Origin of the sequence: Magnetospirillum moscoviense (assembly GCF_001650635.1) — a bacterium.
Taxonomy (GTDB): Bacteria; Pseudomonadota; Alphaproteobacteria; order Rhodospirillales; family Magnetospirillaceae; genus Magnetospirillum; species Magnetospirillum moscoviense.
Window position 1 is genome coordinate 1 of sequence record NZ_LWQU01000170.1, and the last position, 16,001, is coordinate 16,001.

The window sequence follows — 16,001 nt, forward strand, 5'->3', positions numbered from 1 at the left end:
TCCCCGACACCATCATGCCGTCCTTCCATAAGAAGGAAGGGCTGAACCGGGTCGCCAAGGCCTGGGAGGGCAAGACCATCCTGACCGCGCAAGAGGTCGAGGACGTCGTCGCCTACCTGTCGACCCTGAAATAATTCAAGACAAAGGAAGAATCGTCCATGCGTACAGTCAAGACCGGCGTGACCCGCCGATCCGTCCTGGCCGGCATCGGCGCCGGTGCCGCCGCTACCCTGGTCGCCCCGAAGATGGCGTTGGCCGACAAGGCCGCCACCGACGAAGCCATCGCCAAACTGGCCGGCGGGGCCAAGGTGCAGGAAGGCAAGGTCAAGATCCAGCTTCCGCAGATCGCCGAGAACGGCAACACCGTTCCCTTCACGGTGTCGGTCGACAGCCCGATGACCGAAGCCAGCCACGTCAAGGCCATCCACGTCATGGCCGAGGGCAACCCCAGCCCGCAGGTCGCCAGCTTCACCTTCACCCCCACCGGCAAGGCCACGGTGTCGATGCGTCTGCGCCTGGGCAAGACCCAGGACGTGCGCGCCATCGCCCTGATGAGCGACGGCTCGGTCTGGGAAGCCAAGCAGGAAGTCAAGGTCACCATCGGTGGCTGCGGCGGCTGATCAAGCAGGAAGGATTTTAAAGATGCCCACACCCCGCGTCAAAATTCCCGCCCAGGCCGCCAAGGGCGAGGTGTTCGAGGTCAAGACCACCATCGACCACGACATGGAATCCGGCCAGCGCAAGGATTCGGCCGGCAAGCCGATCCCGCGCAAGATCATCAACAAGTTCGTCTGCACCTATAACGGCAAAGAGGTGTTCAAGTCGGATTGGGCCGCGGCCATCTCGGCCAACCCCTATCTGTCGTTCTTCCTGACCGCGACCGAAAGCGGGTCGATCGAGCTGAAATGGCACGACGACGACGGGCAGGTCTATTCGGCTAGCCACGCCATCACGGTGGCGTGACGCCAGTCTTGGCCAAAGGGAGACCGGAGATGAGGAAAAGCGTTCTCGCCGTCAGTGTCGCACTGGTCGTCGCCGCCGTGACCGGCAAGGCGCTGGCCGACCCGCCGTTCGATCCCAAGGACCCGAAGATGGCGCCCTATATCGCCGGCGACAAGCGGTCGGGCTACACCTTCGCCGAGCCGGAAACCCGGGCGATGCAGGATGACGACTTCACCAACCCCGGCTTCCTGTGGGTCGAGGAAGGCAAGAAGCTGTGGTCCAAGGCCGAAGGTGCGGCCGGCAAGGCCTGCAAGGATTGCCATGGCGACGCCGAAAAGTCGATGAAGGGGGTGGGCGCGGTCTATCCCCGCTTCGATCCGCACGTCAACTCGGTCCTGATCCTCGAGCAGAAGATCAACCAGTGCCGCACCGAGCGGATGAAGGCGGACGAGTGGAAGTGGGATTCCAAGCCGCTGAACGCCATGACCACCTTCGTCAAGCATCAGTCCCGCGGCATGCCGCTGGCGGTCCAGGCCGACGGTCCGGCGGCGCCCTATTTCGAAATGGGGCGCAGGCTTTACCTGCAGCGGCGCGGCCTGAACGACGTCGCCTGCAAGCATTGCCACGAGGATTACTGGGGCCAGCACCTGCGCACCGAACTCCTCAGCCAGGGCATGCCCAACGGCTTCCCGCAATACCGTCTGAAGTGGCAGACCCTGGGGACCGCCCAGAAGCGTATCCGCGGCTGCAACGAGGAAGTCCGGGCCGAGCCCTATCCGTGGGGCTCGATCGAGAACGTGGCGCTGGAACTTTACGCCACCTGGCGGGCCAACGGCCTGAAGGTGGAAAGCCCGGCGGTTCGCAAGTAATACCTGGCGCGGTCGGTGATCCCGGCCGCGCCACCTTCCTGGATCCCATGAGGAGCATTCGATGCTGACTCGTCGCGACTTCTTGCAAGTGGCGGCCGCTGCCGCCGTGCTGACCGGCGGTCCGGGCCTTGCCCGCGCGGCCGCCCGCCAGACCATCACCCAGGACGCGCTGCTTGAGTTCAAGCCGGTCGGCCAGGTGACGCTGCTGAATTTCACCGACATCCATGCCCAGTTGATGCCGCTTTATTTCCGCGAGCCGTCGGTCAATCTGGGGGTCGGCGCGGCAAAGGGAGTGGTGCCGCATCTGACCGGCAAGGATTTCCTGAAGGCCTATGGCCTGAAGGCCGGCAGCCCCGAGGCCTATGCGCTGAGCTCGGAGGATTTTTCCGGCCTGGCCAAAAGCTATGGCCGCATCGGCGGTCTGGACCGCATGGCCACCCTGGTCAAGGCGATCCGCGCCCAGCGGCCGGGCAACACGCTGCTGGTCGATTGCGGCGATACCTGGCAGGGCAGCTACACCTCGCTGAAAAGCCGGGGCGAGGACATGGTCGATGCCATGAACGCGCTGGGCGTCGATGTCATGGTGCCGCACTGGGAATTCACCTATGGCGAGGCCCGGGTCAAGGAACTGATCGCCAAGCTGAAATTCCCGTTCCTGGCCCAGAACGTCAAGGACACCGAATGGGAGGAAGACGTCTTCCCGCACACCGCCTTCTTCGACAAGGGCGGCGTCAAGGTAGCGGTGATCGGCCAGGCCTTCCCCTATACCCCGGTGGCCAACCCCCGCTACATGATCCCGAAATGGAGCTTCGGCGTTCGCGACGAGGAAATGCAGAAGCGGATCGATGCCGCCCGCGCCCAAGGCGCCGATTTGGTGGTGGTGGCCAGCCACAACGGCTTCGACGTCGACCGCAAGATGGCCAGCCGGGTCAAGGGCATCGACGTGCTGCTGACCGGCCACACCCACGACGCCATTCCGGGCGTGGTCAAGGTCGGCGATACGCTTCTGGTCGCCTCGGGCTCGCACGGCAAGTTCCTGGCCCGGCTGGATGTCGAGGTCAAGGACAAGCGGGTGGTCAACCATGCCTTCCGCCTGATGCCGGTCTTTTCCGACGCAGTCACCCCCGATGCCGACATGGCCGGGCTGATCGCCAAGATTCGCGCGCCGCACCAGGACGTGCTGGGCAAGGTGCTGGCCCGCACCGACGGATTGCTGTACCGGCGCGGTAACTTTAACGGCAGCTTCGACGATCTGATCTGTCAGGCGCTGCTGGCCGAACGCGACGCGGAAATCGCCCTGTCGCCGGGTTTCCGCTGGGGCTCGTCGCTGCCGCCGGGTGCCGACATCACCATGGAAGACGTCTACAACCAGACCGCCATCACCTATCCCAACGCCTACCGCTCGGAAATGACCGGCCAGCTGTTGAAGGACATCCTGGAAGACGTCGCCGACAATCTGTTCAACCCCGACCCCTATTACCAGCAAGGCGGCGACATGGTCCGCGTCGGCGGCCTGTCGTACCGCATCGACATCAACAAGCCGATCGGGTCGCGCATTTCCGACATGACCCTGCTGCGATCCGGCAAGAAGCTGGATGCCGCCAAGACCTATACCGTCACCGGCTGGGCCAGCGTCAACGAAGGCACCGAAGGCCCGCCGGTATGGGAAGCGGTGGCGTCGTGGCTGACCAAGAAGAAGGTGGTCAATTTCGGCGACAACAAGACCGTCAAAGTGGTCGGGGCCTGATCCGATGGAGGGGTTCGACGTTTCCTATTGGGCGGCGTTCGGGGCGGGGGCCTTATCGTTCCTGTCGCCCTGCGTGCTGCCGTTGATCCCCGCCTATCTGTGCTTTCTGGGTGGCGTCGGACTGGATCAGCTGGACGGGGCCAAGCGCAGCGTGCGGTTGTCGGCATTGGCTTTCGTGCTGGGTTTCTCGACGGTGTTCGTGGCCATGGGGGCGGGCGCCTCGGCGCTCAACCGGCTGATCACCGACAATATCGAAACCCTGTCGGTGGTGGCGGGCCTGGTCATCATCGCCTTCGGCCTGCATTACATGGGGGTGATGCGCATCGCCTTCCTGAATTTCGAGAAGCGGGTGCATGTGCAAAGCCGGCCGGCCGGGTTGGCCGGCGCCTTCTTGCTGGGCCTGGCCTTCGCCTTCGGTTGGACCCCCTGCGTCGGCCCGATCCTGGCGACCATCTTGATGGTGGCGGCGTCGGGCAGCACCATGGCCTATGGCACCAGCCTGCTGGCCGCCTATGCCGCAGGCCTGGGCATCCCGTTCCTGCTGGCGGCGCTGGCGGCCAAGCCGTTCCTGGCCTTCCTGGCCCGGTTCCGCCGCCACATGCGGGCGGTCGAACTGGCCATCGGCGGATTGCTGATCGCCACCGGGCTGCTGATCCTGACCGGCAGCATGAACCTGATCGGCAACGGCCTGTTGGACCTGATGCCGGCCTTCGGGCGGATCGGTTAGGATGTTGTTCGTGTAAAAGTCCTTCGCTTCGCTCAGTGTACTTTTACACGGTGGTTCATAAGGAGAAAAATAGGCTTGGGGCGGCCCTGCGCCTATTTTCCCAACAGAATCGGGGGAAAGTACACCGAGGCGAAGCCGAGGGACATTTCCACCGAGGACTAGGATTCGGTCTTTTCGCCGGTGACGGCTTCGCTCCAGATGTGGGCGTCCTTTTCCAGGCGGCCCAGCAGCTCGGATTCGTGCTTGAGCAGCTTGCGCGAGGCCTTGAGGGCCTTGTAATAGTGCCCTTCCATCACGTCGTTATAAATCTCGTTGCCGATATCGATGGCCGACGGGCAGGCGCCCAGATATTCGGCCAGGAAGTGGTTGTACAGCTCGAGATAATGGTCGCGCTTTTCCGGGAAGATATAGGCGCACTGCAGGCAGAAATAGATCCGCGAGGCCGGCGTCTGGACGTCCTGCTCTGTCAGGATCTCCTTCTGGCGAAGGATGTTCGATTCGTTATGAACCCGAAGCTTGGTGTTGGCGCCGGCATTTTCCAGCACGGCACCGTTGATGATCACCTTCTCGCCGGGTTTCAGATCGATCAGCAGGGGCAAGGGGGGTCTCCCAGAAGCGATTTGTCGTCAAGCATTATACCCTTCGGCGCCCAGGCGCAATCACCCTACCAGCCGCCGCTCTCCAGCCATTCGGCCAGCATACCCAGCCGGTCGGCGCCCCAGAACCCCTCGCCATCGACGAAGAAGAAGGGCGATCCGAACACGCCGCGAGCGATGGCCGCGTCGGTCTCGGCCCGGCATTTGTCCTTCCATACCGGCTCGTCGATGGCCGCCGCCAGCGCCTGGGCGTCGCAGGCCTGGGCCGCGCCGATGGCCACCACTTCGGCCTTGGCGGAAATGTCGCGGCCGCCCTCGAAATAGGCGGCGAAGACGGCGCGCGCGAAGGACTTGGCCGCCCGAGGCTCGGTGGAGTCCAGCCACCAGAAGGCGCGGGCGGCAGAGGTGGTGGCCACCGGGAACGGCTCGGGCAGGCGATAGGGCACCTTCATCCACCGCGCCATGCGTTCCCAATCGTGGGTCGAATAGGCCCCCTTCAGCGGCTGGTCGATCAGTCGCTGATTGCCCGAGGCCTTGAAGGCCGGTCCCAGCAGCATCGGCTTCCACAGGCAGTCACGGCCAAAGCGAGCCGCCAATTCGTCGATCCGGTGGCTGGCGAAATAGGCATAGGGCGACGAGAAGTCGAAGAAGAATTCGATCGGGGCGGGCATCGGGCGTTCTCCTACCAGGGGAGTTCGGTGCCATCGTAATGCAGGAACTTGCCGTTGTCCTTCAAGGTTGCGCCACCGATCACCGAGCGCATGCCGGCGACGGCGGTTTGCGCATCCAGCGGCGCCGTCGGCCCGCCCATGTCGGTGCGGACCCATCCCGGCGACAAGGCCAGGGCGATCACGCCGCTGGCGGCCAGATCCACCGACAATCCCTTGATCACCATGTTCAGCGCCGCCTTCGAGGCGCGGTAGGCATAGGCGCCGCCCGAAGTGTTGTCGGCCATCGACCCCATTTTAGACGACAGTGCCGCGATGATCTTGGGGCCGCACAATTGGTCGGCGAAGGCCTCGGCCATCTTCAGGGGTGCTACGGTGTTGGTGCGCACCACCCGCAGGAAGCCTTCGACATCGATTCCGCCGAATTCCTGGTTCTCGCCGTAGATGCCGGCATTGTTCAGCAAGACATCGATGGCGGTTCCGGCCAGCGACGCCTTCAGGCGGCGGATCGAGGCTTCGTCGGTGATGTCGGCGACATAGACCTCGGCCCCGGAATCAGAGGCGGCGCGCCCGGACAGCGGATCGCGCACGGTGGCCAGCACCCGCCAGCCGTCCTTGGCATATTGTCGGACGAATTCCAGGCCCAGGCCGCGATTGGCGCCGGTGATCAGGATGGTCGGCATCCTTGTGCTCCTTATCCCAAAAGACGAAGGGCGGCCGGGGCGTCATGCCGCCGGCCGCCCCCGAACCGCAATGAATGGCGCCTACTTGACCTTGTGGGCCAGGTCGCCCTTGCCGTCGGCGGTGAACTCGACGCCGATATTGGCCTTCTTGCCGCAGGCGGTAAACACCCAGGTTTCCTTCCAGGCGCCTTCGACCAGCATGCCCTTGCCATCGATCTTACGCGGCTTGGTTTCCTTATCCAGCTTGCTGTCGACCGGGATGATCTTGGTCTGGTCGGTGCACTTGCCCTTGGCCAGGCTGGCCAGCACGTCCTGCATGACCTTGTCTTGCATCGGCGGATTGGCCGAGGTGGCGCCCGGCATCTTCAGCTGCATCTGCGGCGGCTGGCCGTTGGCTTGCGCCCGCACCAGGATGTTCTGCATGACCGGCGTGCCGCAGCGGCTCATCTTGATGCGGTCCATCCACAATCCATCGACCGGATGCGGGCCCTCGCCGAACGCCGCCGGCCTGAAGATGGTGATGGCGGCCCGCTCCATCGGCTTGTGCTCCTTGCACTCGGGCGCCGAGATCGAATCGCCGATGGTGGCGATCTGGCTGACCGTCTTCTTATACGCGTCGCTGGTGGCATAGGCCTGGAACCGCTGCAACGCCTCGGGGATGGCTTGAGGAGCGGCCGGGGGCTGCTGTGCCAGCGCCTGCGAGGCGCACAGGGTTCCCATCACAAGCGCAAAGGACAAAACGCGCATCGTCGTCGGTACTCCCAAATCGAAAAAGAGGCCGCACCTTACCCTGCTTTTGCGCGCCTGTCACCCGATCGCCCATCCTGACGGTTGGTTGGCAGCCATGCATGGGGTAAGCTTGTCAGCCCACAAGCTTTTGCGGCCGGTCCATGAGCGAACCACGCCTTGTCGTTTTCGACGTCGACGGAACCTTGATCGATTCCGAGCACAACATCGTTGCCGCCATGACCGAGGCGTGGTCGCACATGGAGCTGGGCGTCCCCGAGCCGTCGGACGTCCGGCGCATCATCGGCCTGTCGCTGGTCGAGGCCTGCTCGGTGCTGCTGCCCTGGGCCACCCACGAAATGCACCGCCAGGTCGCCGAGGCCTACAAAGAGGCTTTCCGCGGTCTGCGCCTGCTGCCCGACAACGAGGAGCCGCTGTTTCCCGGCGTCCTCGAGGCGTTGGACGCCCTGGATCAGGACGGCTGGCTGCTGGGCCTGGCCACCGGCAAGTCGCGGCGCGGCGTGCAGGCCATGCTGGACATGCACGACTTGCACGGCCGCTTCCTGACCATCCAGACCGCCGACGACAATCCCGGCAAGCCCAATCCGGCCATGCTGGTCCGCGCCGCCGCCGAATGCGGGGTCGAGCCCGCCAACATGATCATGGTCGGCGATACCGCCTACGACATGATGATGGCCAAGTCGGCCAAGGCGATCGGCTTGGGGGTGTCTTGGGGCTATCATGCCATCGAGGAATTGCGAGGCGCCGGCGCCCAACTGGTGATCGACGATTTCGACAATCTGACCGAGGTCGCGGCCCGGCTGATCGGGGCGCCCGAATGCGGCTGAGCACAGTGCTGAAGGTGGCGGTGATCGGCGGTTTCGGGATCGCCGTGCTGGCCATCGCCGCTGCCAAATCGCTGGATCTGGGGCGGATCAAGACCCTGCTGGTGGCCGAGGTCAAGGCCGCCACCGGGCGCGATCTGACCATCAATGGCGGTCTGCGGCTGCGGGGCGGGCTGGTGCCGGCCCTGGTCGCCGACGGGGTGTCGCTGGCCAACCGCCCGGGAGGCTCGCGGCCAGACATGCTGCGGGTCGATCGGGTCGAGGCCGAACTGGCCTTGCTGCCGCTGCTGCGCGGCGACGTCCGGGTGGTCCGAGTGGTGGTTTCCGGACCCGACATCGTTTTGGAAACGGGTGCCGACGGGATCGGTAACTGGGTTCCGAACCCGGCGCCTGCCTCCGCCGGCAAGTCCGACAAGGCCACCGCCCGTTTCAACCTGCGCGAATTCAAGATCAAGAACGCCCGCGTCACCTTGGTCGGCGCCGACCGGTCAGGCGACACCTACAATGTCCACAGATTTTCCATCCAACCCGAACGGCCCGGCGCTGGCCCGGTCTCGGTCCATGTGGTCGCAGACCATTCCGGCAAGACCTTCGAACTAACCGGCAGGCTGGGCAGCCTTGCCAGCCTGGGCGACGGCAAGCCGTGGCCGATCCGGCTGAAGGCCTCGGGCCGTGGGATCCAGGCCGCCTTGGACGGCACGCTGACGGCGCCGCTGGCCGGCAAGGGCGCGGATCTCAAGGTCGGGCTGCAGGCTGACGAATTCGCCGATCTGGCCCGGTTGGCCGGCCGCTCGCTGCCGCCGGTGGGGCCGTTTCGCCTGAGCGCGCGCCTGACCGATGCCGGCGGCCCGCTGGGGCTTGCCGAGATCGATGCCGCGTTAGGGCGGCGCGACATGGTGTTTCTGTCGGCCAAGGGTGGCGTCCGCGACCTGTGGTCGGCCCACGGAATCGAGCTGGCGGTGGCGGCGGAAAGCGACAATCTGGCCGGCCTGTCCCGTCTGGTCGGTTTCGATGTCCCGTCGATGGGACCGGCGCGGGCGTCGGCGCAATTGCGCGGCGGCGTGGGCGATTGGCGGCTTTCCGACTTCAAGGCGGCGGTGGCGGCCAGCGAGCTCGTCGGCGAAGTGGCCTGGTCGGGCGGCCGGGTCCCCAAGGTTTCCGCCCAACTGAGCGCGACCGCGCTGGCGTTGGCCGACTTCACCACGCCGGCGGTTCGTCCTGGCGAGAAGCTGGAAGCCCGTGGCGCGGTCAAGGGGGGCAACGGCCGGCTGGTTCCCGACTGGCGGGTGCCGGTCGATCTGTTGCGAAGCGTCGATGCCGACATCGCCCTTCATGTCGGCACCTTGGCGCTGGGCAGTGTGCGGCTGACCGACACGGCGGTCGGCTTGCGTCTGGGCGGTGGCCGGTTTGAGCTGGCGCCGATGCGGGCCGGCTTGGCCGGCGGCGCCCTGGACGGGTCGGTGGACCTGCGGACCAATGGGGCCGTTCCGTCGGTGGCGGCCTCGCTTCGGGGCATGCATGTCGAGTGGGGGCGCCTGGGCCACGAACTGGGACTGACCGGCAGCCAGGCGGCGCGCGGCGACTTCACCCTGGCGCTGGCCGGGCGCGGCGACGATTTACGGGCGATGCTGGCGGTGGCCGAAGGGGGCTTGGTGGCCGATGTCGGCCCGGGCTTTCTTCCCGGTGGCGACGAGATGAGCTGCGCGGTGGCGCGGGCGACCGTCAAGGACGGAATGTTCCAGACCGAGCGGGGCCTGGCGGTCGAGACGGCGAGCCACGCGCTGCTGGGCGGCGGCACCCTTGATCTGGCCCATGAAACGGTCGAGCTGACATTGCTGCCGCAAAATCGCGGCGGGCGCGGGCTGATCCTGAGCGGCCCCCTGGCCGAGCCGACGCTGTCATGGCGCGAGACCGCCCCGATCGAGGCGGATGGTTCGGTCTGTCAGATGGGGCGCGGGCAGGTCAAGCCGGCCAAGCCCAGGTCAGCCAAGCCGTCACGATGACGGCTGGACCAGCTTGCAATCCTTCTTGGCCTTGGCCAGACGCTTGCACGCGGCACGGGCCTGATCCTCGGTGAAGCCGGTCAGGCGGGCACGGAAGGTGTGGGCCTTGCCGGCCTTGACCTTGTCGATGTCGATGGTCGCCCGCGAAACCAGACCGCCCAGCTTCGACGCCGCCGCGCTGGCTGCCTGATGGGCCGGCTTGTGGCTGCCGAACGCGCCGACCTGGATCGCCCAACTGTCGGAATCGACATCGCCCGAACCCAGATCCTCGCCATGGCGGGCGCCGGCCATGGACAGGGTCTTGCTGCCGCTGGCCTTGCCCGTTTGCGTCGCCGCAATCAGGCGGTCGAGGTCGGCCCGGTCCTCGTCCTCGGCCTGGGCCGAGCGGATGCCGTGGTTGCCGGCTTTGACGCGGGCGAAGCCCTTGTCGAGAATCTGCGCCATGTTGCGGTCACGACCGGCGGCGGTGTCGCCGCCGAACACCACGCCGACGATGCGGCGCCCGTCGCGCTTGGCCGAGGCGAGCAGATTGAAGCCCGAGGCGTTGATATAGCCGGTCTTGATGCCGTCCGCGCCCTGATAGCGCAGCATCAGCCGGTTGTGGGTCGAAATCGGCTGGCCGCGCCACTTGAACTGGCGGGTCGAGAAATAATGGTAGTGGCGGGCATGGTTGCGGGCGATGGCCCGGCCCAGCAAGGCCTGGTCGCGCGGCGTCGATATCTGGTCGAGATCGGGCAGGCCCGAGGCGTTCTGATAGGTGGTGGCGTTCATTCCCAACTGGCGGGCCTTGCGGGTCATCATGGCGGCGAAGGAATCTTCGCTGCCGCCCAGCGCCTCGGCGATGACCACCGCGACGTCGTTGGCCGACTTGGTGACCAGGGCCAGCACGGCGTCTTCCACCGAAATGCGATCGCCCGGCCGCAGCCCCAATTTCGAGGGCGCCTGGGCCGCCGCGTGCGCCGACACCGGCATCGTGGTCGCCAGCGACATCCGCCCGGAATCGAGCGCGTCGAACATCAGGTAAAGGGTCATGACCTTGGTCAGTGACGCCGGGTAGGAACGGCGGTCGGGGTTGACGGCGTACAGCACGTCGCCGTCGTCGGCGTCGATGACAATGGCCGCGTAGCGGCTTTCGCGCGGCTGCGCGGCGGCGGGCTGGAGCGCCAACATCGTCGCCGCGAACAAGACAAACGACCCAATGGCCGTGGAAATTATCCGGGTTGCCGCCACCGTAGCCGACCTTCCTTGATCATCAGACCCCATCAGGATAGACCGGCACCTTAAAGAAATGATGACTCGCTGTCCAGTTTACGGCGTCATACGCTTGCCATCTTTTCCCGGCATCAGGGTGAGATAAGATGGCACCCGATCAACAGGATGAGAAACCATGCGCAAGACCTTGACCATCATTGCGGCGACGATGACCCTGGCCGGCGCCCTGTCGGCCTGTGCTTATCGGGGCGGCGACATCGGCGATCCGGTGGTCCGAAAGTTCTATTGGTACTCGTTCCTGAGCGGCGACGATATCGACGAGCATTGCACGGCCGGCATGCCGGACCGATTCCGGGTAGTCTATAACGGGGTGTATTCCGAACAGGTGCGCATCTACCAGCTGGATTCGCTGCAGAAGGTGCTGTCGGTCAAGGTGGTGGGCTCGGGCAATGCCGGCAAGCTCAGTTCCGACGACCTGCTGAGCCCGTGGCGGGCCGACGAATCCAAGATCGCCTTGGACCAGGAAACCTATGATCGGCTGGTGATGTCGTTCAAGGGCGACGGCATGTTCGCCCCGCCGCCGGTCGGCCTGCGCCTGCCGTCGCAATCCTTCTACTGGACGGCGGCGAGCTGCCTGAGCGGGCGCTACAATTTCACCGCCTGGAGCTATCCGTCGGATTCCTTCGATCGGCTGGTGTTCGGGAACAATCTGTTCGCGCTGGATAGCATGGGAATCCCGGTCAAGGCCGCCGGCCCCGTTCCGTTCGACCCGCAGCGGGCCGACAGCGCGCGGCGCGGCGAAGTCACCGACTTCACCCTGGAGGTCGGGCCGCGCGGGCTGCGGCGCTAAGGCGTCGATGACGCTTATGTTGCACTGCACAATAATCCTTGACGAGGTGGGTCAGGCTGGGCATTATATCGATGCTGCGCCGCAATATATCCGGTTCCGGGTTGCGGCCGAACCAATCAAGTCCATTCGTTTCAGGAGCACCAGCAGATGACCACCGCCGCCAAGACCAAGGTTGCCGCCAAGAAGATCGAGCAGGCCGTCGCCGCCAGCCAGGAAACCATCGAAAGCGCCGTCAAGGTCGGCCAGCAGGCCGCCCAGAAGGTCGCCGCCGCCGGTCAAGAGACCATCGAGAGCGCGGTGAAGGTCGGCCAGGAAGCCGCCCAGAAGGTGGTCGCCGCCGGTCAGGAGACCATCGAGAGCGCGGTGAAGGTCGGTCAGGAAGCCGCCCAGAAGGTGGTTGCTGCCGGTCAGGAAACCATCGACACCGCCGTCAAGGCCGGCCAGGAAGCCGCCCAGAAGGCCCAGGCCGTCGCCGAGAAGGCCCAGGCCGCCGCTCTGAAGTCCTACGAGGACGCCCAGGTTTCGACCAAGGACGGCATCGACGCCGTCATCAAGTCGAGCGAGATCCTGACCTCGGGTCTGCAGGAAATCACCCAGGCGGTGGTTAGCCTGACCCAGACCAGCATCGAGGAAGGCGTCTCGGTCTCGAAGCAGATCCTGGCCGCCAAGTCGATCCGCGAGTGGGCCGACCTGCAGTCGACCCTGTCCAAGGCTCAGGTCGATCGTCTGGTCGCCGAGACCACCCGCCTGTCCGACCTGTCCTTGAAGCTGATCGAGGACGCCTTCGCCCCGATCACCGCCCAGGTCAATGCCGGCATCGACCGCATGGTCAAGCGGGCCGCCTAGGCTTTCACGCCTTCAAGAAAGCCCGGCGGGGGAACCTGCCGGGCTTTTTTTGTGGCTTTTCCGGCCTTCCTGCCAATGAGGGGCTTTTCGTTCGCCACTTCCGCCCAATATGATAGGCGTATACCTGTGGCCAAAACCCTAGCTAGCGTGATCATGAGCGACAACAAAGACGACCGGCGCAACGAGGACGGACCCCAGACAGGCGTGGTCATCAAGACCCGCCCGAAGACCAAGAAGCCCTCGATGTACAAGGTCTTGATGCTGAACGACGACTACACGCCGATGGAGTTCGTCGTCCATGTCCTGGAACGGTTCTTCGGCAAGAACCGCGAAGAGGCGACGCGCATCATGTTGCACGTTCATACCAGGGGGGTCGGCATCTGCGGCGTGTACACCTATGAGGTGGCGGAAACCAAGGTGACCCAGGTCATGGATTTGGCCCGGCAGAACCAGCATCCGCTGCAATGTACCATCGAAAAGGAATAGCCGCGGAAGGGGTACGGCCATGCTGTCTCGCAATCTGGAGCAAAGCCTGCATCGGGCGCTGGCCCATGCCACCGAGCGCCACCACGAATACGCCACCCTGGAACATCTGCTGCTGTCCTTAGCCGACGACCAGGACGCGGTGGCGGTTCTTCGGGCCTGCAACGTCGATGTCGAACGGTTGAAGAAGGATCTGGTCGAGTTCATCGACACCTCGCTGGCCGATCTGGTGGCGCCGCAAGCGGGCGACCCCAAGCCGACCGCCGGCTTCCAGCGGGTGGTCCAGCGCGCAGCCATCCACGTTCAATCCTCGGGCCGCGAAGAGGTGACCGGCGCCAACGTCATCGTCGCCTTGTTCTCGGAACGCGAATCCCACGCCGTCTATTTCCTGCAGACCCAGGACATGACCCGCCTGGATGCCGTCAATTACATCAGTCACGGCGTCGCCAAGGCGCCCGGCCGCAGCCAGGCCAAGCCGGTGCATGGCGCCGACGACGAAGCCGGGGCCGAGAAGGTGGTCAAGAAGGGCCAGGAGGCGCTGACCGCCTATTGCGTCAACCTCAACAAGAAGGCCAGCCAGGGCAAGATCGACCCGCTGATCGGCCGCGAGCCCGAGGTCGAGCGGACCATCCAGATCCTGTGCCGCCGTTCGAAGAACAATCCGCTTTACGTCGGCGATCCCGGCGTCGGCAAGACCGCCATCGCCGAGGGCCTGGCCCTGAAGATCGTGCGCGGCGAGGTGCCCGACGTCTTGAAGGACGCCACCATCTTCGCGCTGGACATGGGCACGCTGCTGGCCGGCACCCGTTATCGCGGCGATTTCGAGGAACGGCTGAAGGCGGTGGTGACCGAACTCGAGAATTATCCCGGCGCCATCATGTTCATCGACGAGATCCACACGGTGATCGGCGCCGGTGCCACCTCGGGCGGCTCGATGGATGCGTCGAACCTGTTGAAGCCGGCCCTGGCCGCCGGTGTGCTGCGCTGCATCGGCTCGACCACCTACAAGGAATACCGCAACCATTTCGAAAAGGACCGCGCCCTGGTGCGCCGGTTCCAGAAGATCGACGTCAACGAGCCCTCGGTCGAGGATTCCATCAAGATTCTGATCGGCCTCAAGCCTTATTACGAAAGCCATCACCGGGTGAAGTACCTGCCCGAGGCGATCCGGGCCTCGGTCGAGTTGGCGGCCAAGTACATCACCGACCGCAAGCTGCCGGACAAGGCCATCGACGTCATCGACGAGGTCGGCGCGGCGCGCATGCTGCTGCCCGAATCCAAGCGGCGCAAGACGGTGACGGTCAAGGATGTCGAGGAAATCGTCGCCAAGATCGCCCGCATTCCCCCCAAGTCGGTCTCGGTCAGCGACACCGAGGCGCTGCGCACCCTGGATCGCGACCTGAAGACCCTGGTGTTCGGCCAGGACCAGGCCATCGACGCGCTGTCGGCGGCCATCAAGCTGGCGCGTGCCGGCCTGCGCGAGCCTGAAAAGCCGATCGGCTGCTATCTGTTCAGCGGCCCGACCGGTGTCGGCAAGACCGAGGTGGCCCGCCAGTTGGCCCGCATCCTGGGGATCGAGCTGACCCGCTTCGACATGAGCGAATATATGGAGCGCCATTCGGTGTCGCGTCTGATCGGCGCGCCGCCCGGCTATGTCGGCTTCGACCAGGGTGGCCTGCTGACCGACGCCATCGACCAGCACCCCCATTCGGTGCTGCTGCTGGACGAGATCGAGAAGGCCCACCCGGACCTGTTCAATATCTTGCTGCAGGTGATGGACCACGGCCGCCTGACCGACCATAACGGCAAAAGCGTCGATTTCCGCAACGTTATCTTGATCATGACCACCAATGCCGGCGCCGCCGATCTGGCCAAGCCGGCCATCGGCTTCGAACGCGAAACCCGCGAAGGCGACGACAAGGAAGCGATCCAGCGCATGTTCAGCCCCGAGTTCCGCAACCGGCTGGACCAGACCATCGCCTTCGCCAACCTGTCGCCGGAAGTGGTGGCCCAGGTGGTCGATAAGTTCATCATCCAACTGGAAGCCCAACTGAGCGACCGCGACGTCCATATCGAACTGTCCGACGAGTCCCGGGCCTGGCTGGCCAAGAAGGGCTATGACCGCCAGTTCGGCGCCCGCCCGCTCGGCCGCGTCATCCAGGAGCACATCAAGAAGCCGCTGGCCGAGGAATTGCTGTTCGGTCGCCTGGCCAAGGGAGGGCTGGTCCGTCTGGATATGGTCGATGGCAAGATGGTCTTCACCTATGGAGACGATGCCAAGTCCGCGCCAAAGGTTCCGGCTCTGGTCGAATAGACCAGTCCCAAAGACTTGACAGAGGACGGGCGGATCGGCATAATATGTCTACAGTGAACGAAAGGGAGGGGTGCTTCCCCTGGTACAGTCTCTAGCGAACCAGTACTTCTGACTACCCCCCGGTGGGGTAGGGAATCTGGTCAGGAGGGTGTGTAACGGCATGACGCCGCCGGGTAAGAAGAAAGGGGATGTCGCCTAGGATGACGTCTCTGAGCTTTGACAATTCGGAGTTCCTGTATCGGCATCTTGCCGAATGATCGGGCCGCGTGGCCCACACAAAGACGAAAGCCCCGCGATGAGCGCTGATCCGCCCGCGGGGCTTCGCTTTTGTCTGGCGCGATGAAATTCAAAGTATGTGAGCCACAGAGGCACGGAGGCACAGAGAAAAAGATCAAGATATGATCTTATTTTTTGGCTCTATTCGCAATTCGTATTGATATCGTGTAGAATGGCGGAAACGCGGGAGGTTTTGCGCGATGGATCGGAAGGA

Annotated in this window: 16 protein-coding genes; 11 read left to right on the top strand and 5 right to left on the bottom strand. The window is 64.7% G+C overall.

Annotated elements, in window-relative coordinates:
* Window positions 1–158: 158 nt before the first annotated feature.
* The 5 genes from soxY (at window position 159) to A6A05_RS16080 (ending at window position 4,285) form a co-directional block, all read left to right on the top strand.
* Window positions 159–620 carry a thiosulfate oxidation carrier protein SoxY gene (gene soxY / locus A6A05_RS16060; protein ID WP_068503555.1) on the top strand — a complete coding sequence of 154 codons (462 nt, stop codon included), beginning with the start codon at window positions 159–161 and terminating at the stop codon, window positions 618–620.
* A gap of 22 nt (window positions 621–642) precedes the next feature.
* A complete protein-coding gene (gene soxZ, locus A6A05_RS16065; protein ID WP_068503557.1) occupies window positions 643–963 on the top strand; it encodes a thiosulfate oxidation carrier complex protein SoxZ in 321 nt (106 codons plus the stop codon).
* Window positions 964–992: 29 nt separating this feature from the next.
* A complete protein-coding gene (soxA, locus tag A6A05_RS16070; RefSeq protein ID WP_068503558.1) occupies window positions 993–1,811 on the top strand; it encodes a sulfur oxidation c-type cytochrome SoxA in 819 nt (272 codons plus the stop codon).
* Between the two features lie 61 nt (window positions 1,812–1,872).
* On the top strand, window positions 1,873–3,558 hold the full coding sequence (gene soxB, locus A6A05_RS16075) for a thiosulfohydrolase SoxB (RefSeq protein WP_068503560.1): 1,686 nt from the start codon (window positions 1,873–1,875) through the stop codon (window positions 3,556–3,558).
* A gap of 4 nt (window positions 3,559–3,562) precedes the next feature.
* The gene (locus tag A6A05_RS16080; RefSeq protein WP_068503562.1) at window positions 3,563–4,285 is read left to right on the top strand and encodes a cytochrome c biogenesis CcdA family protein; all 723 of its coding nucleotides are present in this window, start codon (window positions 3,563–3,565) and stop codon (window positions 4,283–4,285) included.
* A 158-nt stretch (window positions 4,286–4,443) separates the two neighbouring features.
* On the opposite strand, the gene A6A05_RS16085 is transcribed toward A6A05_RS16080, so the two are convergent.
* The 4 genes from A6A05_RS16085 to A6A05_RS16100 form a co-directional block, all read right to left on the bottom strand.
* Window positions 4,444–4,884, bottom strand: a complete 441-nt coding sequence (locus tag A6A05_RS16085) for a flagellar biosynthesis repressor FlbT (RefSeq protein ID WP_068503564.1) — start codon at window positions 4,882–4,884, stop codon at window positions 4,444–4,446.
* A gap of 65 nt (window positions 4,885–4,949) precedes the next feature.
* Window positions 4,950–5,552, bottom strand: coding sequence for a 2-hydroxychromene-2-carboxylate isomerase (locus tag A6A05_RS16090; protein WP_068503566.1), 603 nt, complete (start codon window positions 5,550–5,552; stop codon window positions 4,950–4,952).
* An 11-nt stretch (window positions 5,553–5,563) separates the two neighbouring features.
* On the bottom strand, window positions 5,564–6,232 hold the full coding sequence (locus A6A05_RS16095; RefSeq protein ID WP_068503568.1) for an SDR family oxidoreductase: 669 nt from the start codon (window positions 6,230–6,232) through the stop codon (window positions 5,564–5,566).
* Between the two features lie 81 nt (window positions 6,233–6,313).
* Window positions 6,314–6,970, bottom strand: coding sequence for a hypothetical protein (locus A6A05_RS16100; protein WP_156521105.1), 657 nt, complete (start codon window positions 6,968–6,970; stop codon window positions 6,314–6,316).
* Window positions 6,971–7,122: 152 nt separating this feature from the next.
* On the opposite strand from A6A05_RS16100, the gene A6A05_RS16105 reads away from it, so the two are divergent.
* The gene (locus A6A05_RS16105; protein WP_068503572.1) at window positions 7,123–7,806 is read left to right on the top strand and encodes an HAD family hydrolase; all 684 of its coding nucleotides are present in this window, start codon (window positions 7,123–7,125) and stop codon (window positions 7,804–7,806) included.
* The gene (locus A6A05_RS16110) at window positions 7,797–9,806 is read left to right on the top strand and encodes an AsmA family protein (protein WP_068503574.1); all 2,010 of its coding nucleotides are present in this window, start codon (window positions 7,797–7,799) and stop codon (window positions 9,804–9,806) included. Before A6A05_RS16105 ends, A6A05_RS16110 begins: the two co-directional genes overlap by 10 nt.
* Here the strand turns inward: A6A05_RS16110 and A6A05_RS16115 are convergent.
* Window positions 9,798–10,991 (bottom strand): D-alanyl-D-alanine carboxypeptidase family protein, encoded by a 1,194-nt coding sequence (locus A6A05_RS16115; RefSeq protein WP_245644323.1) that lies wholly within the window; start codon window positions 10,989–10,991, stop codon window positions 9,798–9,800. The two genes, A6A05_RS16110 and A6A05_RS16115, sit on opposite strands and share 9 nt — an antisense overlap.
* A 202-nt stretch (window positions 10,992–11,193) precedes the next feature.
* On the opposite strand from A6A05_RS16115, the gene A6A05_RS16120 reads away from it, so the two are divergent.
* The 4 genes from A6A05_RS16120 (at window position 11,194) to clpA (ending at window position 15,511) form a co-directional block, all read left to right on the top strand.
* Complete coding sequence (locus A6A05_RS16120) at window positions 11,194–11,868, top strand: hypothetical protein (RefSeq protein WP_068503578.1); 675 nt, start codon at window positions 11,194–11,196, stop codon at window positions 11,866–11,868.
* A gap of 147 nt (window positions 11,869–12,015) precedes the next feature.
* Window positions 12,016–12,714, top strand: a complete 699-nt coding sequence (locus tag A6A05_RS16125) for a phasin family protein (protein ID WP_068503580.1) — start codon at window positions 12,016–12,018, stop codon at window positions 12,712–12,714.
* A gap of 153 nt (window positions 12,715–12,867) precedes the next feature.
* Window positions 12,868–13,200, top strand: a complete 333-nt coding sequence (gene clpS / locus A6A05_RS16130; protein WP_068503584.1) for an ATP-dependent Clp protease adapter ClpS — start codon at window positions 12,868–12,870, stop codon at window positions 13,198–13,200.
* Between the two features lie 19 nt (window positions 13,201–13,219).
* Complete coding sequence (gene clpA, locus A6A05_RS16135) at window positions 13,220–15,511, top strand: ATP-dependent Clp protease ATP-binding subunit ClpA (protein ID WP_068503582.1); 2,292 nt, start codon at window positions 13,220–13,222, stop codon at window positions 15,509–15,511.
* Window positions 15,512–16,001: the final 490 nt, after the last annotated feature.